The 25,381-nt window shown below is 74.6% G+C and carries 27 protein-coding genes and 1 riboswitch; of the genes, 15 read left to right on the forward strand and 12 right to left on the reverse strand.

From position 1 onward, the window contains the following. Nucleotides 1-154, reverse strand: a riboswitch (cyclic di-AMP (ydaO/yuaA leader). A 238-nt stretch (nucleotides 155-392) separates the two neighbouring features. Beyond that, nucleotides 393-1,187 (forward strand): alpha/beta fold hydrolase, encoded by a 795-nt coding sequence (locus tag BJZ21_RS15410; protein ID WP_179664555.1) that lies wholly within the window; start codon nucleotides 393-395, stop codon nucleotides 1,185-1,187. Between the two features lie 47 nt (nucleotides 1,188-1,234). Here BJZ21_RS15410 and BJZ21_RS15415 read toward each other — a convergent pair whose 3' ends face one another. Continuing rightward, nucleotides 1,235-1,831, reverse strand: a complete 597-nt coding sequence (locus BJZ21_RS15415; protein ID WP_179664556.1) for a phosphatase PAP2 family protein — start codon at nucleotides 1,829-1,831, stop codon at nucleotides 1,235-1,237. A 165-nt stretch (nucleotides 1,832-1,996) separates the two neighbouring features. Between BJZ21_RS15415 and BJZ21_RS15420 the strand changes: the two genes are divergently transcribed. The 6 genes from BJZ21_RS15420 (at nucleotide 1,997) to BJZ21_RS21475 (ending at nucleotide 8,856) form a co-directional block, all read left to right on the forward strand. Next, nucleotides 1,997-2,632 carry a TetR/AcrR family transcriptional regulator C-terminal domain-containing protein gene (locus BJZ21_RS15420; protein WP_179664557.1) on the forward strand — a complete coding sequence of 212 codons (636 nt, stop codon included), beginning with the start codon at nucleotides 1,997-1,999 and terminating at the stop codon, nucleotides 2,630-2,632. 131 nt (nucleotides 2,633-2,763) lie between these two features. Then, nucleotides 2,764-3,555 (forward strand): ABC transporter ATP-binding protein, encoded by a 792-nt coding sequence (locus BJZ21_RS15425; protein WP_179664558.1) that lies wholly within the window; start codon nucleotides 2,764-2,766, stop codon nucleotides 3,553-3,555. Beyond that, nucleotides 3,548-6,091 carry an FtsX-like permease family protein gene (locus tag BJZ21_RS15430; protein WP_179664559.1) on the forward strand — a complete coding sequence of 848 codons (2,544 nt, stop codon included), beginning with the start codon at nucleotides 3,548-3,550 and terminating at the stop codon, nucleotides 6,089-6,091. The genes BJZ21_RS15425 and BJZ21_RS15430 overlap by 8 nt, the downstream gene beginning before the upstream one ends. Before the next feature lie 95 nt (nucleotides 6,092-6,186). Further along, entirely contained in the window at nucleotides 6,187-7,797 is a 1,611-nt protein-coding gene (locus BJZ21_RS15435; protein ID WP_179664560.1) for a hypothetical protein, read from the forward strand. Between the two features lie 79 nt (nucleotides 7,798-7,876). Then, the gene (locus tag BJZ21_RS21470; RefSeq protein WP_179664561.1) at nucleotides 7,877-8,479 is read left to right on the forward strand and encodes a YihY/virulence factor BrkB family protein; all 603 of its coding nucleotides are present in this window, start codon (nucleotides 7,877-7,879) and stop codon (nucleotides 8,477-8,479) included. Next, nucleotides 8,476-8,856 carry a YhjD/YihY/BrkB family envelope integrity protein gene (locus tag BJZ21_RS21475; RefSeq protein ID WP_179664562.1) on the forward strand — a complete coding sequence of 127 codons (381 nt, stop codon included), beginning with the start codon at nucleotides 8,476-8,478 and terminating at the stop codon, nucleotides 8,854-8,856. Before BJZ21_RS21470 ends, BJZ21_RS21475 begins: the two co-directional genes overlap by 4 nt. 21 nt (nucleotides 8,857-8,877) lie before the next feature. Here BJZ21_RS21475 and BJZ21_RS15450 read toward each other — a convergent pair whose 3' ends face one another. After that, a complete protein-coding gene (locus BJZ21_RS15450; protein WP_179664563.1) occupies nucleotides 8,878-9,915 on the reverse strand; it encodes an Acg family FMN-binding oxidoreductase in 1,038 nt (345 codons plus the stop codon). A gap of 224 nt (nucleotides 9,916-10,139) precedes the next feature. Between BJZ21_RS15450 and BJZ21_RS15455 the strand changes: the two genes are divergently transcribed. Then, nucleotides 10,140-10,982 (forward strand): methyltransferase domain-containing protein, encoded by an 843-nt coding sequence (locus tag BJZ21_RS15455; protein WP_179664564.1) that lies wholly within the window; start codon nucleotides 10,140-10,142, stop codon nucleotides 10,980-10,982. Here the strand turns inward: BJZ21_RS15455 and BJZ21_RS15460 are convergent. Then, on the reverse strand, nucleotides 10,864-11,226 hold the full coding sequence (locus BJZ21_RS15460) for a hypothetical protein (protein WP_179664565.1): 363 nt from the start codon (nucleotides 11,224-11,226) through the stop codon (nucleotides 10,864-10,866). The two genes, BJZ21_RS15455 and BJZ21_RS15460, sit on opposite strands and share 119 nt — an antisense overlap. 12 nt (nucleotides 11,227-11,238) lie before the next feature. Next, complete coding sequence (gene mca, locus BJZ21_RS15465; RefSeq protein WP_179664566.1) at nucleotides 11,239-12,135, reverse strand: mycothiol conjugate amidase Mca; 897 nt, start codon at nucleotides 12,133-12,135, stop codon at nucleotides 11,239-11,241. Between the two features lie 71 nt (nucleotides 12,136-12,206). Between mca and BJZ21_RS15470 the strand changes: the two genes are divergently transcribed. Next, nucleotides 12,207-12,614, forward strand: a complete 408-nt coding sequence (locus BJZ21_RS15470; protein ID WP_179664567.1) for a DUF4307 domain-containing protein — start codon at nucleotides 12,207-12,209, stop codon at nucleotides 12,612-12,614. 214 nt (nucleotides 12,615-12,828) lie between these two features. Then, nucleotides 12,829-13,338 (forward strand): transcription elongation factor GreA, encoded by a 510-nt coding sequence (gene greA / locus BJZ21_RS15475; protein ID WP_179664568.1) that lies wholly within the window; start codon nucleotides 12,829-12,831, stop codon nucleotides 13,336-13,338. A gap of 192 nt (nucleotides 13,339-13,530) precedes the next feature. Here the strand turns inward: greA and ilvA are convergent, their stop codons facing one another. From ilvA to BJZ21_RS15495, 4 genes are read right to left on the reverse strand one after another with little or no spacing between them, the layout of a single operon-like run. Then, nucleotides 13,531-14,745: a threonine ammonia-lyase gene (gene ilvA, locus BJZ21_RS15480; protein WP_179664569.1), complete on the reverse strand. Its 1,215-nt coding sequence runs from the start codon at nucleotides 14,743-14,745 to the stop codon at nucleotides 13,531-13,533. After that, on the reverse strand, nucleotides 14,738-16,219 hold the full coding sequence (locus BJZ21_RS15485; RefSeq protein WP_343052167.1) for an AI-2E family transporter: 1,482 nt from the start codon (nucleotides 16,217-16,219) through the stop codon (nucleotides 14,738-14,740). The genes ilvA and BJZ21_RS15485 overlap by 8 nt, the downstream gene beginning before the upstream one ends. A gap of 9 nt (nucleotides 16,220-16,228) precedes the next feature. Next, complete coding sequence (locus tag BJZ21_RS15490) at nucleotides 16,229-17,656, reverse strand: glutamate mutase L (RefSeq protein ID WP_343052168.1); 1,428 nt, start codon at nucleotides 17,654-17,656, stop codon at nucleotides 16,229-16,231. A 40-nt stretch (nucleotides 17,657-17,696) separates the two neighbouring features. After that, nucleotides 17,697-18,878 (reverse strand): cystathionine gamma-synthase, encoded by a 1,182-nt coding sequence (locus BJZ21_RS15495; protein ID WP_179664571.1) that lies wholly within the window; start codon nucleotides 18,876-18,878, stop codon nucleotides 17,697-17,699. Between the two features lie 133 nt (nucleotides 18,879-19,011). Between BJZ21_RS15495 and msrA the strand changes: the two genes are divergently transcribed. Then, complete coding sequence (msrA, locus tag BJZ21_RS15500) at nucleotides 19,012-19,653, forward strand: peptide-methionine (S)-S-oxide reductase MsrA (protein ID WP_343052271.1); 642 nt, start codon at nucleotides 19,012-19,014, stop codon at nucleotides 19,651-19,653. A gap of 21 nt (nucleotides 19,654-19,674) precedes the next feature. On the opposite strand, the gene BJZ21_RS15505 is transcribed toward msrA, so the two are convergent. After that, nucleotides 19,675-20,172 (reverse strand): GNAT family N-acetyltransferase, encoded by a 498-nt coding sequence (locus BJZ21_RS15505; RefSeq protein ID WP_179664573.1) that lies wholly within the window; start codon nucleotides 20,170-20,172, stop codon nucleotides 19,675-19,677. Nucleotides 20,173-20,338: 166 nt separating this feature from the next. Here BJZ21_RS15505 and BJZ21_RS15510 point away from each other — a divergent pair, with 166 nt between their 5' ends. Together BJZ21_RS15510 and BJZ21_RS15515 are read left to right on the forward strand one after the other, a co-directional pair. Then, on the forward strand, nucleotides 20,339-20,725 hold the full coding sequence (locus BJZ21_RS15510) for a VOC family protein (protein WP_179664574.1): 387 nt from the start codon (nucleotides 20,339-20,341) through the stop codon (nucleotides 20,723-20,725). A 126-nt stretch (nucleotides 20,726-20,851) separates the two neighbouring features. Beyond that, entirely contained in the window at nucleotides 20,852-21,208 is a 357-nt protein-coding gene (locus BJZ21_RS15515) for a YciI family protein (protein WP_179664575.1), read from the forward strand. An 81-nt stretch (nucleotides 21,209-21,289) separates the two neighbouring features. On the opposite strand, the gene BJZ21_RS15520 is transcribed toward BJZ21_RS15515, so the two are convergent. The 3 genes from BJZ21_RS15520 to BJZ21_RS15530 all read right to left on the reverse strand — a co-directional run bounded on the left by BJZ21_RS15520 (nucleotide 21,290) and on the right by BJZ21_RS15530 (nucleotide 23,544). Beyond that, nucleotides 21,290-21,622 (reverse strand): cupin domain-containing protein, encoded by a 333-nt coding sequence (locus BJZ21_RS15520; protein ID WP_179664576.1) that lies wholly within the window; start codon nucleotides 21,620-21,622, stop codon nucleotides 21,290-21,292. A 113-nt stretch (nucleotides 21,623-21,735) separates the two neighbouring features. Beyond that, the gene (locus BJZ21_RS15525) at nucleotides 21,736-22,287 is read right to left on the reverse strand and encodes a DUF488 family protein (RefSeq protein WP_179664577.1); all 552 of its coding nucleotides are present in this window, start codon (nucleotides 22,285-22,287) and stop codon (nucleotides 21,736-21,738) included. A 222-nt stretch (nucleotides 22,288-22,509) separates the two neighbouring features. Continuing rightward, on the reverse strand, nucleotides 22,510-23,544 hold the full coding sequence (locus BJZ21_RS15530; RefSeq protein WP_179664578.1) for an alcohol dehydrogenase catalytic domain-containing protein: 1,035 nt from the start codon (nucleotides 23,542-23,544) through the stop codon (nucleotides 22,510-22,512). Between the two features lie 151 nt (nucleotides 23,545-23,695). Between BJZ21_RS15530 and BJZ21_RS15535 the strand changes: the two genes are divergently transcribed. Further along, complete coding sequence (locus BJZ21_RS15535) at nucleotides 23,696-24,055, forward strand: VOC family protein (protein WP_179664579.1); 360 nt, start codon at nucleotides 23,696-23,698, stop codon at nucleotides 24,053-24,055. Between the two features lie 116 nt (nucleotides 24,056-24,171). After that, nucleotides 24,172-25,368 (forward strand): hypothetical protein, encoded by a 1,197-nt coding sequence (locus BJZ21_RS15540; protein ID WP_179664580.1) that lies wholly within the window; start codon nucleotides 24,172-24,174, stop codon nucleotides 25,366-25,368. Nucleotides 25,369-25,381 lie beyond the last annotated feature (13 nt).

A 25,381-nucleotide genomic window follows, 5' to 3' on the forward strand; every position in this document is an offset into this window, starting at 1 on the left:
GGAAACCCTCCACACGCCTTCGGGGTTAGCTGTCGGGTTCGGGCTGAGGTGTGCCCGGCCGTCCGGTCCGGAGATCGGACGGCTTCACCCCGAGGGCCGCGCGGTGCGCGACTCGAAGGTGGGTTCCCCGCTCCTGTCCCGGTGTTCAGGGGACCTCCCGGCCGGACAGGACTCGGCGTGACCGGGAGGGCATCCCGGTTGACGGGACACTGCAACCTAGAAAGATCCGCACCGCCAGCCAAGGCCGCTTCCCCCAGATGGGGCAAGCCCGCGGGACAAAGGTCCCGAGAATGGGGTAAGGCGGAGGGGACGGTGACCGCCGGCTCGCGCCTCGGCCCGCAGAGCGTCCGGCCCGCACACCGTCCGGCCCCTGCGTCTGGCACAGTCGCTCCGTGCAGACCGGACGGACCACGACGTACGACGGGGCGGAGCTCGCCTGGCAGCTCCTCGGCCCGGACACCGCGCCGCCACTGCTCCTGCTGCCCGGCCAGGCGAACTCCCACCGCTGGTGGGACGGGCTGCGCGCGGCCTTCGCCGACGCGTTCCGCACCGTCACCTTCGACTACCGCGGCACCGGGGACACCCGGGCGGACGAGACGGACGCGGCGTCGTGGACGACCTCGTCGTTCGCCGCGGACGCGGTCGCGGTGCTGGACGACCTCGGCTACGACGACGTCCTGGTCTACGGCACTTCGATGGGCGGCCGGGTGGCGCAGCGGCTGGTCGTCGAGCACCCGGCCCGGGTCCGGCGGCTGGTGCTCGCCTGCACCTCCCCCGGCGGCCCGGAGGCGGTCGAGCGCAGCGTGGAGGTGCGGCTCTCGCTGAGCCGGCGCGACCCGGACGCGGTGCGCCGGGCGCTCCTGGAGCTCATGTACACCCCGGCGTGGCTGGCCACGCACGACGGCTCGACGCTGCTCGGCGACCCGACGATGTCGGCCGCCGCCCGCCGGGGCCACCTGCGCGCCAGCGCCCGGCACGACGCCTGGGACCGGCTCCCGGAGGTCGGCGTACCGGTCCTGGTGACCCACGGCGACGCGGACCTGATGGCGCCGGTGCGCAACGCCGAGCTGCTCGCCGCCCGCGTGCCCGGCGCCGAGCTGCAGCTGGTGGCCGGTGGCCGGCACGGCTTCTTCGAGGAGTTCGCCGACCAGGTGGTGCCGCGGGTGCGCGGCTTCCTCGGCGCCTGACGGCGCAGGGCGCCCTGGGCAGCGGGGCGGCGGGCGGCGCCCCGGGGTCAGGGAGTCGGCCGGGCCGCCAGCAGCGGTCGCAGCGGGGTCCGCTCCAGGCGCACCACCAGTGCGCGCAGGACCGGCAGCAGCAGCCGGTGCCCGACCAGCACCACGACGGCGCCGACGAGCAGGCCGGCGACCACGTCGAGAGGGAAGTGCGCGCCGACGTAGACCCGGGCGAAGGCCATCAGCAGGGCGGCGGCGAGGGCCACCAGCCCGAGCCGCCGGCTCACCAGCCACACCCCGGCGGCCACCGCGCCGGCCATCACCGAGTGGTCGCTGGGGAAGGAGAAGTCGTGGCTGCGGGGCACCAGGACGAGGACGTGCGGGAGCACGGCGTACGGCCGGGCCTCGTGCACCAGCCGGCCGAGCGGCTGGTTGACCGCGATCGCCAGCAGCATGCCCAGCGGCGCCCAGAGCGCGGACGCCATCGTGACCGGGCCGCGGCCCCGGGCGAACCACCAGCCCGCCAGCAGCAGCACCGCGAACAGGACCACGCCGTACATCGCGTAGCCCCGCAGCACGCCGTGCAGCGCCGGGGTGTCGGCGCTCAGGTCGTTGACCGCCAGGAACCCCTGACGCTGGATGCCGTCCCAGGACATGCCGCCACCTCTCGTCTGCGTTGAACCGCCACAGTGCGCCGACCGGGATGAAGGAACGATGAGGACTGGTCTGCACCGGTCCGGAAGTCGCTGGCGGAAACGTTTTCGTACGCCGTAAATTCCCGACTCCGCGACCACACAGGCCGACGACGGGAGGGATGGGCAGTGCCGAAGCGCACCGGGCTGACCACGGACGCCGTCGCGCGCGCCGGCCTCGCCCTGCTCGACGCCGAGGGGGTCGAGGGCGTCACGATGCGCCGGGTCGCGGCGGAGCTGCGGGTCTCGGCGATGACCCTCTACACCTACGTCGAGGGCCACGAGGCGCTGCTCGACGAGGTGGTGCAGCTCGTGTACGCCGAGATCCCGCCGCCCGACCCGGCCGCCGAGCCCCGGACGGCCCTGCGCGAGCTGATGCGCGCCTCCCGGCGGGTGCTGCTGAGCCACCCGTACGCCGTGCCTCTGATCGCCCTGCACCCCCCGCGCACGCCCGCGGCGCTGGCCTACCTCGAGGGCGGCTACCGGGCGCTGCGGGAGGCCGGCATCCCGCCGCTGGAGGTCGCCCGGTCCTACCGGGCGCTGACCGCCTACTCGATCGGCACCGCGCTGGTCGAGCTCAGCCGCTACTTCCCCCGCCACCCGATCACCGCCGCGACCGAGCCGGACCTCGCCGCCCTGGCCGACCGCTATCCGCACGTCGCCGAGGTCGGGCCGCTGCTGGCCGGCCTCGACGACGTCGCGGAGTTCGACTACGGCCTCGACCTCACCCTCGACGGCTTCCTCGACCGGCACCGTCCGGGCTGACCGCGGGTCAGCACCACCCCTACCAGCCCTCCCGCCGCCTCCCCCGGCCGTCCGGCCGCCGTCTCGGGCCCGCTCCAGCACCGCTCCCGACAGCACCCCGACCGACCCGACTCCGCCCCGAAGGAAGACACATGACCGACATCGCCCTGGCCGCACCCGCCGCCGAGCGGTCCGCGCGACCCGCCGCTCGGGTGAGCCACGCCCGCAAGTCCTACGGCAGCGTCGGCGCCGGGGCCGACGGCGGCCCGGACGCCGTCGTGCACGCCCTCGACGACGTCACCGTGGACTTCCCGGCCGGCGCCTTCACCGCGATCATGGGGCCCTCCGGGTCCGGCAAGTCCACGCTGATGCACTGCGTGGCCGGCCTCGACACGCTGACCTCGGGCCAGGCGTTCGTCGGCGACACCGACCTGGCGAGCCTGTCGGACAAGCAGCGCACGATCCTGCGCCGCGACCGGCTCGGGTTCGTCTTCCAGGCCTTCAACCTGCTGCCCACGCTCACCGCGGAGGAGAACATCTGCCTGCCCGCGGACCTCGCCGGCCGCACCCTCGACCGCGACTGGTTCGACACGGTGGTGACCACGCTCCGGCTCGGCGACCGCCTCGGCCACCGCCCGGCCCAGCTCTCCGGCGGCCAGCAGCAGCGGGTGGCGGTCGCCCGGGCCCTGGCCTCCCGCCCGGAGGTGGTCTTCGGCGACGAGCCCACCGGGGCGCTGGACTCCCGCACCAGCACCGAGCTGCTGCGGTTCCTGCGCACCGCGGTCGACGACCTGGGCCAGACCGTGGTGATGGTCACCCACGACCCGGTCGCGGCGTCGTACGCCGACCGCGTGGTCTTCCTGGCCGACGGCCGGGTGGTCGACGGGCTGGAGGCCCCGACCCGTGACTCGGTGCTCGAGACCATGAAGCGGCTCGGTGAGTGACGCGATGGTCAAGCACTCCCTGCGCTCGCTGCTCGCCCACAAGCTGCGGCTGCTGCTCACCGTCGTCGCCGTGACCGTCGGCGTGGCCTTCGTGTCGGGCACGTTCGTGCTCTCCGACACCATGGGCAAGGCCTTCGACCAGCTCTACGCCGGGCTGACGAAGGGCACCGACGTCACGGTCCGGTCGGTCTCCCACACCGACGGCGTCGACTTCTCCGGCGGCCGGCGCCCGCTCGACCAGGCGATGGTCGACCGGGTCGCGGCGGTGCCGGGCGTCGCGCTCGCCGAGGGCGGCGTGAGCGGCTACGCGCTGGTGATCGACCGGCACGGCGACCCGGTGCAGCCCGGCGGTGCCCCGACCCTGGCCAGCAGCGTGGCCCACGACCGGCGGCTCGCCGGCGACTTCAGCTACCGCGCCGGACGGGCCCCGTCGGGCCCGCACGAGGTGGCCCTCGACGCACTCACCGCCCGCAAGGCCGGCTACCGGCTCGGGGACACCGTCCGCGTCGACTTCGAGAGCGGTCCGGCGTCCTTCACGCTGGCCGGCATCGTCGGGTTCGGCGACACCGACAGTCTGGCCGGCGCCACGCTCGCGGCGTTCGACCTGGCCACCGCCCAGCAGCGACTGGACAAGGTCGGCGAGGTGGACCAGATCGACGTGGTCGGCGACGGCAGCGGCTCCGCCGCGCAGCTGCGCGACGCGATCGCCCAACGGCTCCCGGACGGCACCGAGGCGCTCACCGGGGCCCAGGTCGCCGACGAGGGCGCGGCCGCGGTGCGCGACGGCATGCAGGTCTTCACCCGGATCCTGCTGGTCTTCGCCGGGGTCTCCCTGCTGGTCGGCTCCTTCGTCATCTGGAACACCTTCAACGTCCTCGTCGCCCAGCGCCGCCGCGAGATCGCGCTGCTGCGGGCGGTCGGCGCGACCCGGCGCCAGGTCCTCGGCGGCATCGTCCTCGAGGCGCTCGTGGTGGGGTTGGTCTCCGCGGCGCTCGGTCTGCTCGGCGGCGTCGGGCTCGCGGTGGGGATCCGCGAGCTGCTGGCCGCGATCGGCATCGAGGTGCCCACCACGGCGGCGACGGTCGCACCGCGCACGGTCGTGGCGGCGCTGCTCGTGGGGGTCGTCGTCACGCTCGTGGCCGCGGTCGCGCCCGCGGCCGGCGCCACCCGGGTCGGCCCCGTCGAGGCGCTGCGCGAGGCCCAGGCGGTCAGCACCGGCCTGAGCCGCCGCCGCGTCCTGGCCGGCTCGCTGGTCCTCGGGCTCGGCGTGCTCGGCATGCTCGCCTGCCTCAGCGTCGGCGACCAGCCGGCGCTCACCGGCGTCAGCACGCTGGTGGCCTTCGCCGGCCTGGTCGTGTGCGGGCCGCTGCTCGCGCGGGGCATCGCCCGGCTCGCCGACCGCGGTCCGCGCGGCGGCGGCTGGCGGCTCGCGGCCCGCAACATCGCCCGGACCCCGCAGCGGGCCGCGGCCACCGCGCTCGCGCTCACGATCGGCCTGACCGTGGTCAGCGCGGTGGCGGTCACCGCCGCCTCGACCAAGGCGTCGGTCGCCGACCTCGTCGACGCCGGCAACCGGGCCGACCTGATCCTGCAGCCCCCGGGCCCGGGCGCCGGGTTCAGCCCCGAGGTGGCCGACCGGGTCCGCCACCAAGCCGGCGTCGCGTCGGTCGTGGAGATGCGCCACACCCAGGCGCAGGTCGCCGGCGGCTCGGCGGCGGTCGCCGGCCTCGGCACCGAGGGCCTCACCGACGTCGTCGACCTCGGGATCCGCGCCGGCGACCTCGCCGACTTCGGCGCCGGCACCATGCTGCTCGGCACCGACCAGGCCGCGAAGCTCGGCGTGGGTCCCGGCGACGACGTGGCGGTGACCTTCCCCGAGACCGGCGAACGGCACTTCCGGGTCGCGGCGACCTTCGCGCGGGACTCGGTGATCGGCACCGGCTACGTCGTCGCGCTGCCCGACTTCGCCGGCAACGTGACCTCCCGGCTCGACGTGGCGGTCCTGGTGCACGAGGCCGCCGGCGCCGACCGGGCCGCGGTCGAGGCCGAGCTGACCCGGGCGATGCGGGCGGACTTCCCGAACGTCGACGTCAAGAACCCCGCCGAGCTGACCGCGGACGCCCAGGCCGGCATCGACCAGATGCTCGGGCTGGTCACCGCCCTGCTGCTGCTCGCGGTCGTGGTGGCGATCCTCGGCATCGTGAACACGCTGGTGCTCTCGGTGGTCGAGCGCACCCGCGAGCTCGGGCTGATGCGGGCGGTCGGCGCGACCCGGCGGCAGGTGCGGACCGTCGTACGCCGGGAGTCGGTGCTGATGTCGCTGCTCGGCGCGCTCACCGGTCTCGCGCTCGGCACCCTCGCCGGCGTCGCGTTGAGCCGGGCGCTGGTCGAGCAGGGCGTCAGCACCGTCCGCGTGCCGGTCGCGACGCTGGTGGTCTACCTGGTCGTCGCGGCGGTCGTCGGGGTGCTCGCCGCGGTCGGCCCGGCCCGGCGCGCCAGCCGGGTCGACGTGCTGCGGGCGGTGACCGTCGACTGACTGTCCCTCGTCACCCGCTCCCGGCCGGACGACGTCGTCAGCAGGACCGGTGGGCCGTTCATGTCGGCTTCAGGCGAGCGACGTACGTTGCGGTCATGGACGCACCCGACCGGCAGCCGCGGTCCGGGACCGACGTCGCGGGCCTCCGGGGACCAACGGCTGGTCCGCGGCGGGCCCCGCCCCGTCCGCGCCGGGGCGTCCGCCGGGCGCTGGGCGGTCTCCCGCCACGCGCCTGGATCGTCGTCGCCGCCGTGCTCGCGGCAGCCGTCCGGCTGCCGTTCCTGGGCCGGGCGCTGAGCTCGGACGAGGGCGGCCTCCTCATGGTCGCCGCCCAGTGGCGGCCGGGGACCAGCCTGTACGGCGACTACTGGGTGGACCGGCCCCCGCTGCTGATCGCGCTCTTCCGGGTCGCCGACGCCGGGGGCGGCACGGTCGCGCTGCGCCTGCTCGGTATCGCGGTCGCCGTCACGTGCGTCCTGCTCGCCGGGTGGATCGGACGGCTGGTGGCCCAGCGCCCGACCGGCCCGGTCTACGCAGCCGCGACCGCAGCAGTCTTCGTGAGCACGCCGCTCTTCGACGCCCAGGAGATCGACGGCGAGCTGCTGGCGCTGCCGTTCCTGCTGGCCGGGACCGGCTGCGTGCTCGCGGCGTTCTCCGGACGCGCCGGCCACCCGGCTCGCTGGTGGGTCGCCGCGGGCGCACTCGGGGCTGCTGCGGCGCTGGTGAAGCAGAACATGATCGACGTGGCGGTCGTGGCCGCCACCGCCCTGGTGCTCACCGTGCTGCGGCCCGGTGCCGGTGGAACCCGGCGTGCCGCGCTGGGCCGGGCCGCCCGCGCCGGCGGCTGGTTCGCGCTCGGCGCCCTCCTGGTCACCGCGGTCGTGCTCGGGGTCGCCGACCTGCTCGGCACCGGCCCGGCGCCCCTCTGGAACGCCCTGGTCGAGTTCCGGTTCCACGCCGCCCAGGTGATCGCGAGCAGTGCCGCCAACACCAACGACACCCGGCTCACCCACCTGCTCGGGGCGTTCGCGCTCAGCGGCGCCCCGCTGCTGGTGCTGCTGCTCCTCGCCGCGCTGCTGCGACGGCGAGGGGACCTGCCGGACTCCCCCACGGGCCCCAGGCACGCGGCCGTGTTGGCGCTCGCCGCGCTCGGCTGGGAGGCGGTGGGGATCGCCGGCGGGGGCAGCTTCTGGTGGCACTACCAGATCGCCCTGATCACCGGGCTGGTCCTGGTCGCGGCGGTGCTCGCCGACGCCGGACCACGGCTGCGGCGCGGCGTGAGGATCTCGCTCGTCTTTGCCGCCGTGGTCGTCGCGGTCGGCACCGTGGTCTCCCACGGTCGGGTCCCGGGCCCCGGAGCGGACGCCGGGGTCATCCACTTCCTGCGCACCCACGCGCGACCCGGTGACACCGGCGTGGTCGCGTTCGGCGACCCCGCCATCCTCCGCGCCACCGGGCTGTCCAGCCCCTACCCGCAGCTCTGGAGCCTGCCGGTGCGGGTCCGGGATCCCCACCTGCGGGCCTTCACCCGGGTGCTGAGCGGCCCGGACCGACCCACCTGGCTCGTGGTCTTCGGCGCCAAGCTCGAGACGTGGGGCGTGGACGCCACCACCGCCGTGCCCGTGCTCCGCCAGCACTACACCCGGGTCGCCACCCCCGGGGGGTTCACCATCTACGAGGCCGACAGCGCGCTCGCGCGGGGCTGACAGCGCGCCCGCGCGGGGCTGGGACCCGCTCGACGACGGCCCGGTGATCCCGCGACCGGTCGCCAAATAGGCTGCCGCCATGACCACCGCGCGCCTCGTCCCCGTGACCATCGAGATGGACGGCGACGAGCTCGACGTGGAGGACGCCTGGCGGCTGGTCCGGCGGGTCGGCGTACGCCGGGTGCTGCTGGGGGCGTTCGAGCGGTTCCGCTACGGCGACGGCTTCACCAGCAGCCGCGCGCTGGCGCTGCAGACGTGCCTGGCGCTGGTGCCGTTCCTGCTGGCGCTGACCGGGCTGGCCACCGACCTGGACGCGGAGCGGCCCAGCCGGGTGGTCGCGGCGACCATCGAGCACGTCTCCCCCGGCCAGGGCGGCACCGATGCGCTGGCCAAGGCGGTGGACAGCCACCGGGGCGGGGACTCCACCGGCGAGCTGGCGCTGGTGCTCGGGCTGGCGCTCTCGCTGGTCTCCATGACCACCGCGATGGCCCAGGTCGAGCGCGGGAGCAACCGGATCTACGGCATCCGCCGGGACCGGCCGGCGCTGCGCAAGTACGGGCGCTCCGCGGTGCTCACCGCGGTCCTGGCCGGACCGGTGGGCGTCGGCTTCCTGATGCTGGTGGCCGGCGGGCCCTTCGGCAGGCCATGCACCGGTGGTACGGCTGGTCCCCCGGCACCGTGACCGCCTGGCAGGTCGCGCGGTGGCCGGTGGCCGTGGTGATGCTGGTCTTCGCGATCGCCGTCCTGCTCGACCACGCGCCACGTCGCCGGCAGCCGGCGCTGTCCTGGCTGGCCCTCGGCGCCGCGATCGCGGTGGTGCTGACGCTGGCGGCCACCGGCGCGCTCGCGGCGTACGTCAAGGTCAGCTCGTCCTTCGGCAGCACCTACGGCCCGCTCGCCGGCATCGTCGTACTGCTGATGTGGTCGCTGCTCTGCTCGATCTCGTTCTTCTACGGCGCTGCGGTCTGCGCCCAGCTCGAGGCGCTGCGCGCCGGGCAGGACTCCCCCGCCCTCGACGACCCCGGCCGCCCGCACGGCCACGTGGTGGACGGCTCGTAGCCGGCCTCGGCCCCGCGGTCCCTAGTCGAAGCGGAGCACCTCCTCGACCGGACCACGCGGTGCGCGCGGCAGCGGGCCTCGGGTGATCTCCTGCCAGCCCACCCGGACCGTCAGCTGCGGCCACAGCAGGCCGTCGAGCACGTCATGGCGCAGCCGCTCGCGGGTGGCGGGCACCTCGGTGACCTGGCTCAGCGGCAGCAGGGACAGGCCCTGTCGCAGGGTGCCGAGCCACAGCGCGCTCAGCGTCTCCCCGCAGCGCAACCAGGCCGGCGGGTCGTCCTCGAGCGTGCCCAGCACCATCAGCCCCTCCACGAACTCGCCGGGCTCGCCCTGCGGGTCCGGGAGCTCGCCCCGCGGGTCGGCCGGCTCGCCGGGCTGGTAGCGCGACGGCACCGCCGGCCGGTGCGGGTTCACCTCCGGGATGCTGGTGACCGGCACCCCCTGCGCACCGCGCGACCCGACCCACGGCGCCACCTCGGCGACGTGGTCGGGGTCGCCGCGCTCGATCTCGTCGGCGCGACGCATGAGCTCCTCGAGGGCCACCTGCCGACCCGGATCGACCACGGGGACGACCTTCGCCCCCCAGGCGGCGGCCCGCTCGGCGAGTCGGTCCAGTCGTTCGGCCGGGAGCGGCCACGAGGTGAACCGGCGGCGGTCGGTGCTGCGGGCCCGCAGCGCCTCGAGCCGCTCCTGGGCCGCGGGGACAACACGCCCCGGGGCCAGGTCGAGCGTGGCCAGCAGGTCCGGGTCGGCCGGGTCCGGGCAGCGCCGTACGACGACCTCCCAGCCCAGCGCCTCCGCCGCGACCTGCGCGTGGTGCAGCGCCGCCCCGCAGCTGATCGCCACGGCACGGCCGTCGGGATCGGAGTGCGGGAGCTGACGGGTGCGGTCGGCGTACAGCCGCAACCGCGTGCCGTCCGCCCGCCACCGCCAGGGCTGGGTGTTGTGGAGGCTCGGCGCCCGACACGCGAGCTCCACCAGCTCACGGAACGGCACCGCGGGCGGAGCAGGCCTCGACTCGGCTGCTGGCCCCGGGGCCGTGGTGGTGGTCTCGCTCATCGAACGCCTTCCTGTGCCTGATGGCTTGGCATTCCTCGAGCAATTGCTCGAGGAACTGCTCGGGCAACTGCCTTCGCAAGTGCCTTCGCCAGCCTCCCGGGCGGCGACGGTCGCGAGCAGGGCACTTGGTCCCGGGCGCCGGGACGAACGATCGTTACCCGGCGGTGGAGCCGGGCTGGCCGGGGCTGGCCGGGGCTCGGCCGGGGCGGCGGTAGCGTGGCGGCGTGGACGCGAATGACTGGGACCAGCGGTATGCCGCGGCCGAGCTGGTGTGGTCGGTCACGCCCAACCGGTTCGTCGAGGAGGAGCTGACCGCGCTGACCGCGGGCCGCGCGGTCGACCTGGCGGCCGGCGAGGGCCGCAACGCGATCTGGCTGGCCGGCCGCGGCTGGGACGTCACCGCGGTGGACTTCTCCCAGGTGGCGCTCGACAAGGGCCGGCGGCTCGCCGCCGACCAGCAGTTGCGGGGCACCGTGCGCTGGGAGTGCGCCGACGCGACTGCCTGGCGGGCCGAGGAGGAGTACGACGTGGCGGTCGTCGCCTACCTGCAGCTACCCGCCGACCAGCGCCGGGCCGCCGTACGACGGGCCTTCGACGCGCTGCGTCCGGGTGGCACGTTCCTGCTGGTGGCCCACGACTCCACCAACCTCGCCGAGGGCACCGGCGGACCCCAGGACCCGGCGGTGCTGATGACCGCCGAGGACGTGCTCGCCGACCTCGGCGACCGCTCGTTCGAGGTCGTGCGCGCCGGCCGGGTCCCCCGGACCGTCGAGGACGGGCACGGCGAGCAGCCGGCCCGCACCGCCTGGGACTGCCTGGTGCGCGTGGTGCGGCTGGGGCGAGGCGCCCCTGCAGGAATCCCCGGCCAGCCGGGGATTCCCTCGGTTGTCAGCCCCTGCAACGCCCATCCACCGAGAGAAGAGGCTGACAACCCCTGCCCTGAGACGGTCAGGCGGTCGGGTGGTCGTGGTTCTCCGGGTCCCCGGCCGGGTCCGCCGAGGCGCGAGCGCCCCGAGGGGCACCGGAGTCACCGGAGTCGCCGGAGTCACGGGAGTCAGCGGAGCTAGCGGAGTCGCGGCGGGCGGCCGGGGCGTCGCCGTACACCCCGGCGTCCTTGGCGACCTGCGTCTTCTTCAGCTGCTTGACCAGGCTGACCGCGAGCAGCACCACGGCGACGCCGAGCAGGAGGAAGAGCGCGAAGGCGGTCCAGCCCGCCTTGACGTCCTCCGGCTTCGGCGGCGCGTCGGTGAACGGAAGCACCTGGGCCCAGACGGGCTGCGCCACCAGGTCCGTGACGGTCGTGAGGAACATGGGTCCAGTCTCTCAGGCGTGGTCGGGGACCCCGGCGAACAGGTCGTCCTCCGGGGTCTGGCTGGGGACGTGGCTCACGACCAGCTCGTAGTCCTCGGTCGGCCAGATCTTCTCCTGCAGCTCGCGCGGGATCGCGAACCAGTGGCCGTCGGGGTCGATCTGGGTGGCGTGGGCGAGCAGCGCCTGGTCGCGGACCCCGAAGTAGTCGCCGCACGGCACCCGGGTGGTGATCCGGTCGTCCCACTCCGGGTCGGGCTTCCAGTCCTTGAGCCGCTCCTCCCAGGGGGACTCCAGGCCGTGCGCCAGCATCGCGTCGTGCAGGGCCTGCATGCGCGGCCGGTTGAACGAGTGGTGGTAGTAGAGCTTCAGCGGCTGCCACGGCGCGCCGGCCCCGGGGTAGCGCGCGGGGTCACCGGCCGCCTCGAACGCCGCCACCGCCACCTTGTGGCACATGATGTGGTCGGGGTGCGGGTAGCCACCGTTCTCGTCGTACGTCGTGACCACGTGCGGACGGAACTCGCGGATCAGCCGGACCAGCGGCTCGGCCGCCTCCTCGACCGGCACCAGCGCGAAGCAGCCCTCGGGCAGCGGCGGCTTCGGGTCGCCCTCCGGCCAGCCGGAGTCGACGAAGCCGAGCCAGTCCTGCCGCACGCCGAGGATGTCGCGGGCCCGCTCCATCTCCTGGCGCCGGATCTCGCTGATGTTCTCGAGCACGTCGGGGCGGTCCATCTTGGGGTTGAGGATCGACCCGCGCTCGCCGCCGGTGCAGGTCACCACGTGCACGTCGACCCCCTCGTCGACGTAGCGCGCCGTCGTCGCCGCACCCTTGCTCGACTCGTCGTCGGGGTGGGCGTGGACGTGCATGAGGCGCAGGCCGGCGCGAGGGCCGCTGCGGAGGGCGTGCGACATGGGTCTCATCGTAGGTCTCGGCGTCGCCGGCCCGCGGGCGGGTGCGCCCGCGCGGGTGCGAGCATGTGGGGGTGACCACCTCCGACGCGCTCCGCGAACGGTACGGCGCGCCCGCGCCCTGGCGCCGCCGGGTGACGATCGCGGCGAGCGCGGTCGTGGCGCTGGCGTTCCTCGGCTGGCTGGGGTGGGCGGCCTGGGCGCACGTCGACCCCCAGGTCGACTCCGACCTGGTCGGCTGGTCCGTCGACGGCGAGCACGCCGCGACCGTCAAGGTCTCGGTGCACCTGCACGACGCCGACGTCCGCGCCCGCTGCCTGCTGCGCGCCTCCGCCGCCGACCACGCGATCGTGGGCGAGCTGTCGTTCGTGCCGCGGTACGGCGCCCCGCAACCGCTGGTCGAGCGGGTGCGGACCGAGCGCCGCGCGACCTCGATCGAGCTGGTCGGCTGCACCGCCCCCGGCCAGCCGCAGCCGCAGTGACCCGCCCCGTCGTACCTCCTGCGTGACCGGGACCACGCGCCGACCTGCGCGGCGACCATCGGATTGTTAGACTGATCCTTCTGACTGTCCCGCCCCCGGGTCCAGCCACGGGCCCGCTTGCTCGAGGCAGACCGCAGGTCGCCCGAACGGGACAACCCGCACTGATCATCCGGCGGCTGGTCCCGCCGGCCCACGAGTGTTCCCAGGAGTACCCATGACGCAGTCCACCGAGCAGGGCACGATCTGGCTGACCCAGGACGCCTACGACAAGCTCAAGGCGGAGCTGGCGGACCTCAAGGGTCCGGTCCGCCAGGAGGTCATCGCCCGGATCAGCGCCGCCCGCGACGAGGGCGACCTGAAGGAGAACGGCGGCTACCACGCCGCCCGCGAGGAGCAGGGCAAGGTCGAGGGCCGGATCCGGCAGCTCGAGGACATGCTCGACCGCGCCGAGGTCGGCGAGACCCCGGCCGACGACGGCATCGTCGAGCCCGGCATGAAGGTCACCTACAAGTTCGTCGGCGATGACGACGACGACGCCGAGACCTTCCTGCTCGGCGCCCGCGAGATCGAGGACTCGGTGTCGGGGATCAAGGTCTACTCCCCCCAGTCGCCGCTCGGCTCGGCCATCATCGGCGCCAAGGTCGGCGACACCCTCTCCTACGAGGCCCCCACCGGCAAGATGCTCGAGGTGGTCATCCTCGACGCCAAGCCCTACACCGGCTGATCCGCGAGACGGCACTCCGGGGCACTCTCACCGGGCCGAGACGGCACTCCGGGGCACTCTCAGCCACGCGACCGGGCACTTCTGCTGCACGAAGTGCCCGGTCGGCGCGTTGAGAGTGCCTCGGAATGCCTCCTCGCGCTGCTGAGAGTCGACGCAAGTGCCGTCTCGGCAGCCGGGCTGGGGCGGGGCCGGTCAGGCGAAGACCCGGTAGCCCCGCTCGCGCAGCCGGGTGGCCACCGCCTCGGCGTGCGGCACGCCGCGGGTCTCGAGCTGGAGGTGCACCTCGACCTCGCCGAGGTGCAGGGCGGCTGAGTTGCGCTCGTGCATGACCTCCAGGACGTTCGCGCCCTCGGCGCTGACCTCGCCGAGCAGGGTGGCCAGCTCGCCGGGCAGGTCGGGGATGCACACCCGCAGGGTCAGGTAGCGCCCGGCTGCCGCCATGCCGTGCCGGATCACCTTGCCGAGCAGCAGCGGGTCGATGTTGCCGCCGGAGAGCAGCGCGACGGTCGGCGTCCGGAACTCCGCGGGCCGGTCCAGGATCGCCGCGACCGCCGCGGCGCCGGCCGGCTCCACGATCATCTTGGCCCGCTCGACCAGCGCCAGCAGCGCCCGCGACAGCGAGTCCTCCGAGACCGTGACCACCTCGTCCACGTGGTCGCGCACCGCTGCGAACGTGATGTCGCCAGGCCGGCCCACCGCGATCCCGTCGGCCATCGTCCGCATCGACTCCAGCGGCACCGGACGGCCGTGCGCGAGCGAGTCGGGGTAGGCCGCGGCGCCCGCGGCCTGCACGCCGACCACGCGTACGTCGGGCCGCAGCTGCTTGACCGCGATCGCGATCCCGGCCAGCAGGCCCCCGCCCCCGGTGGGCACCACGATCGTCTCCACCTCCGGCGCCTGCTCGAGGATCTCCAGCCCGACGGTGCCCTGCCCGGCCACGATGTCGACGTGGTCGAAGGGGTGGATCAGCACCGCGCCGGTCTCGGCGGCGAACTTCTCGGCCGCCTCGAGCGCGTGCTCGAGGTAGCGGCCGTGGAAGACCACGTCCGCGCCGTAGCCCCGGGTCGCGTTCTCCTTGGGGATCGGCGCCCCCTCGGGCATGAACACGGTCGCCTTGATGCCGAGCAGCTGCGCGGCCAGCGCCACGCCCTGGGCGTGGTTGCCGGCCGACGCGGCCACCACGCCGTTGGCACGCTCCGCGGCGGAGAGCCGGGAGATCCGCACGTAGGCGCCGCGCGCCTTGAACGAGCCGGTGCGCTGCAGGTTCTCGCACTTCAGCCGCACCGGGCCCCCGGCGTACGCCGAGAGCCAGCGCGACTCCTCCATGGGGGTGTCGACCGCGACACCGCGCAACACCTCCCGGGCGGCCTCGATGTCGGCCAGTGTCACCGTGGCGACCTCACTCATGCTCCAGCGTCTCCCTGCTCGGGGCTCGTTCGCCCATCTCTCGGTAGTCCTCGGCGAGCCCTTCCTCGGCCTCGTCCCCCGGCGCGGTGTAGTTGGCCAGGTGCTGCACCACCGCGTTGACCGCCGCGGCGAACGGCACCGCGACCAGGGCCCCGGGGATCCCGGCGACCAGCACCCCGCAGCCGATCGCGACGATCACGCCGAGCGGGTGCAGCGAGACCCACCGGCCCATGAGGAACGGCTGCAGCACGTGGCCCTCGATCTGCTGGACCAGGATCACGCCACCGAGCATGAACAGCGCGGTGATCGGCCCCTGGTCGACCAGCGCGACCAGCACCGCGATGGTGCCGGCCACCGTCGCCCCGACCATCGGGACGAACGCGCCGAGGAAGACCAGCACGCCGATCGCGAGCACGAACGGCACGCCCAGGATCGTCGCCACGATCACGATGCCGATGGCGTCGGTGCCGGCCACGATCACGGTGGCCCGCACGAACTGGGTCAGCGAGACCCAGGCGACGCGCCCGGAGCTGTCGACGTGGCGGCGGCCGGCGCGCGGCGAGAGCCGCACCATCCAGGCCCAGATCCGCTCGCCGTCGGCGAGGAAGAAGTACGTGGAGAACAGCACGATGAACAGCCCCGCGACCACGTGACCGACCGCGGTGCCGACCTCGGTGACCCGGGACAGGATCGACTTGTCCGGGGAGGGGGTGATCGCCTCCTGGGCCCGACCGATGTAGTGCTGGATCTGGCTGTCGCTGGCGTGCAGCGGCCCGGTCTTCAGCCACCGCTTGACCTCGTCGAGGCCCTTGACGGTCTGGTCGGCGAGGTCGTTGGCGCCGTTGGCGACCTGCTGCCCGGCGAAGGTCAGCAGCGCCACGATGAACGCGAGGCTGGCGAGCACGACCAGGAACGCCGAGAGCCCGCGCGGGAGGCCGATCCGCTGCAGGCCGGCGACGACCGGGCTGACCAGCGCGGTGATGAGGAGCGCCACCACGATCGGCAGCACCACCACGGCGAAGAACCCGACCGCCCAGAACACGACGTACCCGGCGGCCACGATGACCAGGAACCGCCAGCCCCAGGCCGCGGCGAGGTCGAGGCCCCAGGGCACCTGGGCGCGGGTGAAGTTCGAGGGCCCGGCGGTGATCGGCTCCGGCTCGGCCTTGCGCTCCTCGCGCATCTGGGACCACTGGTGGGCCAGGCGCTGGGCGATGCCCTCGTCGTCCTGGATCCGGGGGCGCAGGCCGGGGATCGGCAACCGGCGGCGTCCGCCGGCGCCGCCACCAGCCACCGCCCCGGCGACCGTGCCGCCGGCCCCGGTGCGGGTCCCCCCGTCGGACCTCCCGTCGGCCGCCTGGCCGGACCCCTGGTCGGACCCCTGGTCGGACCCCTGGTCGGACCCCGTGCCGGGGTTGTCGCCGGGGTCCTCGCCCCGGCCGCCGTTCCCCGGTCGGCCCGCGTCGTTGCTCACCGCGTCAGGCTACCCAGCCAGGGGGTCGAGCACCCGCATCGCCAGCCGGTACGCCGCGTCCGGGTGCTGCCCGGCCAGCAGGCCGGCCGCGGCGAGCACGTAGTCGGCGTCGACCACGACCCGGGGCCGCTCCGGCAGCTGCCAGCCGCCCTCGAGGTGGGCGCCGAGGCTGCCGGCCAGCACCCGGTCGGCGACGCCGGGCCGGCCGTTGCGGAGCACCCCGCCCGAGCCGACCATCAGCGCGACCTCGCGCAGGTCCTTGCCGGTGCGCTCGACGACCCGGCCCTCCGGGCTGACCACGACCCGGGACCGGCCCGCGTGGCGACGCAGCGCCAGCCCGACGGCGGCGCGGGCGATGGCCTCGTCGGCGTCGGCCTCGGCGTCGCTGTCGGGGAGGTACGACGGGTCCTGCTGGCGGCGCGCGGCCGCGTCCTCGAGGTCGGCGAGCCCGGCCTCGGCGACGGTCGTGACCGCGGACCAGCGCATGCCGAGGTCGCCCTCGACGGTGCGGGTGACCGGCGTGGTGGCGACCACCTCGCGGGCCAGCCCCGAGGCGTCGACGGAGCCGTCCTCGGGGTCGACCTCGACGACCGAGTGCACGTCGGTGGTGGCCCCACCCACGTCGACGACCACCACGTCACCGACCCCGGGCCGCTCCGCGTCCAGGCCACGGGCCAGCAGCTCGACGCCGGTCAGCACGACGTCGGGGGTGGCGCCGCGGACCATCGCGGTGAACTGGTGCCCGGCGCCCGTCGCGGGGTCGGCCCGCCCGGAGAGGTGCTTGCCGCCGATCACGTGGGACAGGAACATCTCCCGGATCGCGGCCCGGGCGGAGTCGGGGGCGAGCACGCCGATGCGCGGCACCACGTTGTCGGCCAGCACGTGCGGCAGGCCGGCCAGCACCGCGGCGACCTCGGCCTGCGCCTCGACGTTGCCGGCGACCACGACCGGGCCGCGCCAGCCGGCCTCGACCAGGTCGCGCGCGGCGCGCACGATCACCTCGGCGTTGCCGCCGTCGGTGCCGCCGGTCAGCAAGACGACGTCGGGCCGGGTCGTCTGCCCGAGGGCCCGGTATGGGCCGTCCTCCGGCGCCCCGTCCGGGAGGCCGGCCGCGGCGATCACGTCGACGACCTTCCCGCCGCTGGACAGCGCGACCCGGCGGCCCGCCTCGGCGGTCACCAGCTCCTCGTTGCCGACGACCGCGATCCGCAGGCCCCCGCCGGCGCTCGAGCAGGCCAGCGCCTCGGCGTCCGCCGCCCGGGGGTCGGCGTCGACCAGCTGCGCGAGGCACGCGTCGTACCCCTCGAGGATGTCGCCGCTGCCGTCGGCGGCGGGGATCGTGGTGCGGTGCGAGGCCGAGGCGACGATCCGCCCCCGGTCGAGGTCGACCAACGCGGCCTTGGTGAAGGTGGAGCCGAAGTCGACGCAGATCCGCACGTCCGACTCCCCGGGGGACGAGACGCTCGGCGCTCGTCCCTCAGTCACCGGCGAGGGCACCGGCGAGGGCCCGGTCGAGGTCGGCGACAAGGTCGTCGGCGGTCTCGATGCCGACGCTGAGCCGGATCAGGTCGGCGGGCACCTCGAGGTCGGTGCCGGCGACGCTGGCGTGCGTCATCCGCCCGGGGTGCTCGATCAGCGACTCGACGCCGCCCAGGGACTCCCCGAGCGTGAACACCTCGGCCCGCTCGCAGACCGCGAGCGCCTGCGCCTCGCCGCCGGTCACGCGGAAGGAGACCATGCCGCCGAACCGCTTCATCTGCTTCGCGGCGACCCGGTGGCCGGGGTGCTCCTCCAGCCCGGGGTAGATCACCTGGTGGACCGACGGATGGCCGGTCAGGAACTCCACGACCCGCTCGGCGTTGTCGCAGTGCCGGTCCATCCGCACGCCGAGGGTCTTCAGCCCGCGGTGGGTGAGGAACGCGTCGAACGGGCCGGGCACCGCGCCCATGGAGTTCTGGTGGAAGGTGACCTGCTCGGCCAGGTCGAGGTCGCGGACGACCAGCGCGCCGCCGACGACGTCGGAGTGGCCGCCGCAGTACTTCGTCGTGGAGTGCAGCACCACGTCGGCGCCCAGGGTGAGCGGCTGCTGGAGGTACGGCGAGGCGAAGGTGTTGTCGACGACCAGCAGCGCGCCGGCGTCGTGGGCCACCGCGGCGAGCGCCTCGATGTCGCCGATGTTCAGCAGCGGGTTGGTCGGCGTCTCGACCCACACCAGCTTCGTCTGCCCCGGGCGGATCGCGGCGCGGACCGCGTCGACGTCGGAGACCGCGGCCGGGCTGTGCTCGAGACCCCAGACCTTCTCGACCTTGTCGAAGAGGCGGAACGTGCCGCCGTAGGCGTCGTCCGGGATCACCGCGTGGTCGCCGGGCCGGCAGACCGAGCGGATCAGGGTGTCCTCGGCGGCTAGGCCGGAGGCGAACGCGAAGCCGCGCTCACCCTCCTCCAGCGCCGCCAGCGCGCCCTCGAGCGCGGTGCGGGTCGGGTTGGCCGAGCGGCTGTACTCGTAGCCCCCGCGCAACCCGCCGACGCCGTCCTGCTTGTACGTCGAGGTCGCATAGATGGGCGGGATCACCGCGCCGGTCGTGGGGTCCGGCTCGTAGCCCGCGTGGATCGCACGCGTCTCGAACCCGGACTTCTGTCGGTGCTGCTGCTCACTCATGGCCCGAGGCTACCGAGCCCCGGCCCAGCCGCGCCCCAGACCCGGGCCAGCCGGCGGGGAACGACTGGCGGTCTCGCGTTGTTGTCCTGGTTGCAGACCGCTGACCGCCCCGACCCGAGGAGAGCGCGTGTCCATCTTCAGCCGCCACAAGTCCGAGCTCGTCGCCCCCGACCAGGCCCTCCCGGGCCGCAGCGAGCGGACCTTCCACCTCGCCGAGAAGCACCTCGTGCTCGGCACCCCCCTGGTGACCGACGAGGCGCCGGCCGGCTACGAGGTCGCGGTCTTCGGCCTGGGCTGCTTCTGGGGCGCCGAGGAGGTGTTCTGGCAGCTGCCGGGCGTGTGGTCGACCTCGGTCGGGTACGCCGGCGGCACCACACCGAACCCGTCGTACGACGAGGTCTGCACCGGCCGCACCAACCACACCGAGGCCGTGCGCGTCGTCTTCGACCCCAGCCAGGTCTCCTACGCCGACCTGGTCAGGACGTTCTTCGAGGTGCACGACCCGACCCAGGGCATGCGCCAGGGCAACGACGTCGGCACCCAGTACCGCTCGGCGATCTACTACACGACCCCCGAGCAGGAGCAGGTCGCGCGCGAGCTGACCGAGGTGTACGGCGCGGAGCTGCGCCGCCGGCGCCTCGGCGACATCACCACCGAGATCCGGCCGGTCCCGACCTACTACTACGCCGAGGACCTCCACCAGCAGTACCTCGCCAAGAACCCGCACGGGTACCGCTGCCACGCCAACACCGGTGTGAAGTTTCCTCGGGACTGAACAAAGGGTTGTCTCGCGGGCTCACTCTGCGGCGAGGTCGCGCTGGTAGCACGTGCCTGACTTGCCTCCGAGTTTGGCTGGCCTGGCCGGCCCCATCGGCACAAACCCGGCTTTGAGCAGCACCCTCTGGGACGCGACATTCCCGTGCGAGGTGGCTGCCTTGAGCGTGTGCAAACCGGGCTCGTCGGCTGCCAGCCGACACAGCCGCGCCAGCGTCGCGGTCGCCACGCCGCGGCCCGCAACCTGTTGCGCAACCCGATAGCCGACGTCCGCAGTTCCGTGCTCGATGCCGTAGAGGTTGAACCGGCCGAGAACCGAACCGTCGTCGTCGACAAGGACGAAGAACGCGCCGATGCCGGCCTCCTGATCGGTCAGCATGGAGTTGTGCCGGTCGGCGAAGGCGTCGAAGAACTCGTCACCTCGATCTGAGATCGAACGGGCGAAGTAGGCACGGTTCGCCAGCTCGAAGGCCAGAACGGCCGGTGCGTGGTCAGCACGCAACCGCTCCAACCTGGACACCGCTCCACTCTAGGCGCAGCGGAACGTTCGGGATCGAGTACGCCGATTGCTGTACTGGCTCTCACCAGCAGTACCTCGCCAAGAACCCGCACGGCTGCCGCGGCCACGCCACCACCGGCGTGAAGTTTCCCGAGACCGCCTGACCGGCGTGGCCTAGCCTGAGGTCGTGATCACCTCGGGGCTCGTCAACGTGTTCACCCACGACATCCAGGCGGCGCTGAGCTTCTACCAGGGCGTCCTGGGGCTTCCCGAGACGTTCCGAACGCCCTCTGAGGGCACCCCCGAACACGTCGAGATGAGCGCCGGCGGCTTCGTCCTCGCGCTCAGCACAGCCGAGGCCGCCCGACGCGTGCACGGGCTCGACGCCGAGGTGGGGCGGCCCGCGATGTCCCTGGTCTTCTGGGTCGACGACGTCGACGCCGCCTTCGACGCCGTCACCACCGTCGGAGCCCCCACGGTGACCGCGCCGCACGACGCGGGCAACAACAACCGCAACGCCGTCGTCCGCGACCCCGACGGCACCTTGGTCGAGCTGGTCGCCAAGCGAGTGTGAGGAGCGGACCCGGAGGCCGACACGACAGTCAAGTTTCCGGCATGATCCTGTCGAACTCGCCGCTCGCCGTTCGTCGACGAGGTGAGCGCGCGGACACCTGGTCCGCCGGAACAAGGAGGAGCAGTCATGGCCGAGTACCTCATCTACTTCAACCAGCAGTGGGTCGGCGACCACACCGAGGAGTGGTTCCGGGGGCGCGGACCGCTGGTCATGGCGGTGCTGGCCGAGATGAAGGAGGCCGGGTCCTACGTCTTCGCCGGCGGCCTGGAGGAGGACGGCCCGGTGTTCAGCGCGGACGCGACCAGCGGCACCGTGCTGGTCACCGACGGGCCCTTCGTCGAGACCACGGAGTTCCTGGGCGGGTTCACCGTGGTGGACGCGGCCGACGACGAGACCGCGAAGATGTGGGCGGGCAGGATCGCGGAGGCCTGCGGTTGGCCGCAGGAGGTCCGCCGGTTCCAGCGGACTCCGCAGGACTCGTGAGCCCCGCGGAGCTCGTCACCGTCCTCACCGGCGACCCCGACGCGTCCGCGACTCCGGCCGGGGCCCCGCGCCCCGCGCCAGTCAGACCAGCGCCGAGTGGTGCTCGGCCCAGACCGCGGCCAGGTCCGCCACGTCGGGCTCGTGCAGGCGCTGGACCAGCCGGTCGATCTCCGGGGTCATGACGCACAGGACCCGGGCCCCCTCGTCGCCGACGGTGGCGAAGGTGTGCGCCGAGCCTGCCCGTACGACGTGCAGCTGGCCGCGCTCGAGGCGGTGGCGGGTCGCCCCGTCCTGCACCTCGATCCGCCCGTCGAGCACGATGAACCCCTCGTCGCCGCGGTGGTGCACGTGCAGGGGCGCCTGGTCCCCCGGGTACGGCCGCAGCCGCCACTCCCGGATGACGAAGTCGCTCATCCCGGCAACCTAACCGCCGGCGACGCCCGGCGCCACCGGTCCGAGCCGCGGCGGCACGCACACCGCGGGTGCTCAGTCCGCGGGCGGGTGCTCAGTCCGCGGGCACTGGGTGCTCAGTCCGCGGGCAGGTCGTAGCGCAGGCCGTCGGCAGCCACGCGCGCACCCGGCGCCGGGACGTGGGGGGTGGTCCGGCCGTCGTGCGTGAGGTGCTCGACCTCGACGTGGTGCAGCAGCACCAGCACGTCGCTGAGGATCCGCCGGTGGCAGCGCCACCACAGCGACTCGCTGCACATCACCACGACCCGGCCGCCGTCCGGCCGCGCCTCGTCCTCGAGCAGCCGCCCGACGGCGTCGTGGAAGTCCGGGGTGCGGGTGTGGGCGGCGTAGGCGCGGAACGCCTCGACCCGCCACCACGGGTCCGCGTCCGGCTCGTCCGCCGGCAGCCGGCGCCGTCCGCCGAGGTCGACGTCCCAGCGGTAGTCGATGCCCGCGGCGGGCAGCCACCGCGCCAGCCGGTCGGTGGCCACGTGCGGGTGCCGCCGGCTGCCGGGGAAGCGACGTACGTCGACCACCCGCCCGACCTCCGCGCCGAGGAGCAGGGCGGTCAGCTCCTCCTGGGTGGCGGTTCCGTGCCCGAAGGTCAGCACCGTGCTCGCGCTCCCCACGCCGCGCCCGGGACCTGGAGCGGCGGCAGCCGTCCCGTGGCGGCGGTGCGGCCGACCCTCGATCTGTCCATCACGGGCCACCCTAGGGGTGGCCACCTCAGGGGTGGCCACCCAGGCGGGGCCGCCCGGTCAAGGCTCCCGGCGAGAAATCCCGGAGGAGACCTTGGGTCATCGGGTGGCCCAAGATCTCCTCCGGGATCGGCAGGTCGGGGCCCGGTGGGGTCACACCTCGACGACGGTGAGCCCCGGCGGACCCGGGCGGTCCATCGCGGCCAGCGCGGCCCCGGCCTCGTCGAGCCCGATGACCCGCGCGACCAGCGCCCGCGGGTCGAGCCGGCCACCGGTCACGAGGTCGAGCATCGCGGGGTAGTCCGCCGCGGCCATGCCGTGGGAGCCGATCACCTCCAGCTCGTGGGCGACGACCAGGTCCATCGGCAGCGCGGTCAGCGCGTGCTCGCCGAGCAGCAGCCCGACCTGGACGTGGCGTCCGCGGCGGCGCAGCGACCGCACCGACGCCGCGGCCACCGCAGGTGCGCCGATCGCGTCGATGCCGACGTGGACGCCGCCCCCGGTCGCCGTACGGACCTGCTGCACGGCGGCCTCCAGGTCGCCGGCGTCGACCGCCAGCTCGGCGCCGAGCCGCGTCGCCTGCTCCAGCGCGGCCGCGGAGACGTCGACCGCGACGATCCGCGCACCCAGGGCCCGGCCGACCATCACCGCGGAGAGCCCGGCGCCGCCGCACCCCCACACCGCCAGCCACTGGCCCTCCCGGACCCGGCCGTGCGCCTGCACGGCGCGGAACGCGGTCGCGAACCGGCAGCCGAGCGCCGCCGCCTCCACGAAGCCCAGCGCGTCGGGCAGCCGCACCACGTTGGTGTCCGCGGCCGGGACCATCACCTGCTCGGCGAACGAGCCCGGGCCGGTGAAGCCCGGCTGGTACTGCGCCGGACAGACCTGCGCGTCGCCGGCCAGGCAGAGCTCGCAGGCGCCGCAGCCGCAGACGAACGGCACGGTCACCCGGTCGCCCACCGCCACCCGCCGGACACCCTCGCCGACCCGGACGACCTCGCCTGCGAGCTCGTGGCCCGGCACGTGCGGCAGCGTGACCGGGTCGTGGCCGCGCCAGGCGTGCCAGTCCGAGCGGCACACGCCGGTGGCCCGCACCGCGACCACCACCGCCCCCGGCGGGCAGTCGGGCTCGGGGACCTCGCGGACCTCGGGCGGCTGCCCGTAGGCGTCGAAGACCACGGCACGCACGGCGGCTCCTCTCGGGACGGGGAGGGCCATCCTGCCCGCGCCGTACGACGGGTCGTACGACGGGTCGTACGACGGGTCGTACGCCGGGCCGGACGCCGGGCCGGACGCCGGACCCCTCGCGGGTGTCGGCGCACTGTCCTAGCGTGCGGTCATGGCCATCGCGAGATACCCGAGCTTCGTGCTCGACTGCCCCGACGCCGGTGCGCTGGCGTCCTTCTACGGCACCCTGCTCGGCTGGCAGGTCAAGGCCGACGACGACTGGGCCGAGATCCGCCCCGAGGACGGCAGCAGCTGCATCTGCTTCCAGCAGGTCGCCGGCTACCGGGCGCCGGAGTGGCCGGGCCAGGACGTCCCGCAGCAGGTGCACCTCGACGTCATGGTCGAGGACCTCGACCGCGGCGAGGCGGCGGTGCTGGAGATCGGCGCCGCCAAGGCCGCGCACCAGCCGGGCACCACCTTCCGGGTCTTCCTCGACCCGGCCGGCCACCCGTTCTGCCTCTGCGTCAGCTGACGGCCGGGTGGCGGCGACGACCCGGGCCGGTCCCCGACCGGCGACCCCTCGCCGCCCGCGAGCATTCCTCCCGCATTCTCAGGGGCTTCTCAGCACCCGCGAGGCACCATGGAGGGGTGACCACGCTCACTCGTCGCCCCGCGCTGCGGTGGCTCGTCCCGCTGGTGGCCGCCGTGCTGCTGCTCAGCGCGGGCTCGATCGTCTCCGCGGTGACGGCGACCGCCCGAGACTCCCTGGCGCCCCGCACGGCCGCCCAGCTGCTCGTCGACGTCCAGAAGGCCCGGCTCGACGGCCTCTCCGGCACCGTCCGGCAGACCAGCGACCTCGGCCTGCCCGCCCTGCCCGGCCTCGCCGGCGGCAACAGCGCGGAGTTCTCCTCGCTGGTCTCCGGCACCCACACGATGCGGGTCTGGTCCGCCGGGCCCCAGCAGGTGCGGATCGCGCTGCTCGGCCAGTTCGGCGAGTCCGACCTGATCCGCAACGGCGCCGACCTGTGGACCTGGTCCAGCGCCAAGGACGCGGCCACCCACGTCACGCTGCCGACCGGAGCGGCCGCCCAGCCCGGCAGCGGTGCCGGCAGCGGGACCGGCCCCGCGACCCCGGCGCCCGGCGAGCCGATGACCCCCCAGCAGCTCGCCGACCGGCTGCTCAAGGCGGTCGACCCGACCACGGCGGTCAGCACCGACCCCACAGCGGTGGTGGCCGGCCGCCCGGCGTACCAGCTGGTGCTCCAGCCCCGCGACCGCGGCACCCTGGTCGGGTCGGTCCGGATCGCGATCGACGGCGCGACCCACGTGCCGACGCGGGTGCAGGTCTTCGCCCGGGGTGCGAGCACGCCCGCGCTCGAGGTGGGCTTCACCTCGTTCGACCCCACCGCCCCGGCCGCCTCGGTCTTCGACTTCAGCCCGCCGCCCGGCGCGAAGGTCACCGAGCGCTCGCCGGCCGACCTCGGCTCCCACACCGGCCCGGGGGCCGGCCACCGTCCCGGCCCCGGGGCTGCGGCGGGCCACGGCGCGCCCCGTCCGCAGGTCGTCGGCTCCGGGTGGTCCACGGTCGTGGTCGCCCAGCTGCCCTCCCCCTCGCCGTCCGCCGACTCCCCGAACTCGAGCGGCGGCAACGCCGGCAGTCCCGGCGGCCCCGGCGGCATGTCGCTGCCGAGCCTGTTGCGGATGCTGCCGCAGGTGTCGGGCTCGTGGGGCAGCGGCCACCTGCTGGCCGGCACGCTGTTCTCCGCGGTGCTGACCGACGACGGGCGGGTGGCGGTGGGCGCCGTGCCCCCGACCACGCTGTACGACGCGCTCGCGGCCCGGTGACCGGGCTCGCGTC

Source organism: Nocardioides panaciterrulae, from assembly GCF_013409645.1.
GTDB lineage: Bacteria > Actinomycetota > Actinomycetes > Propionibacteriales > Nocardioidaceae > Nocardioides > Nocardioides panaciterrulae.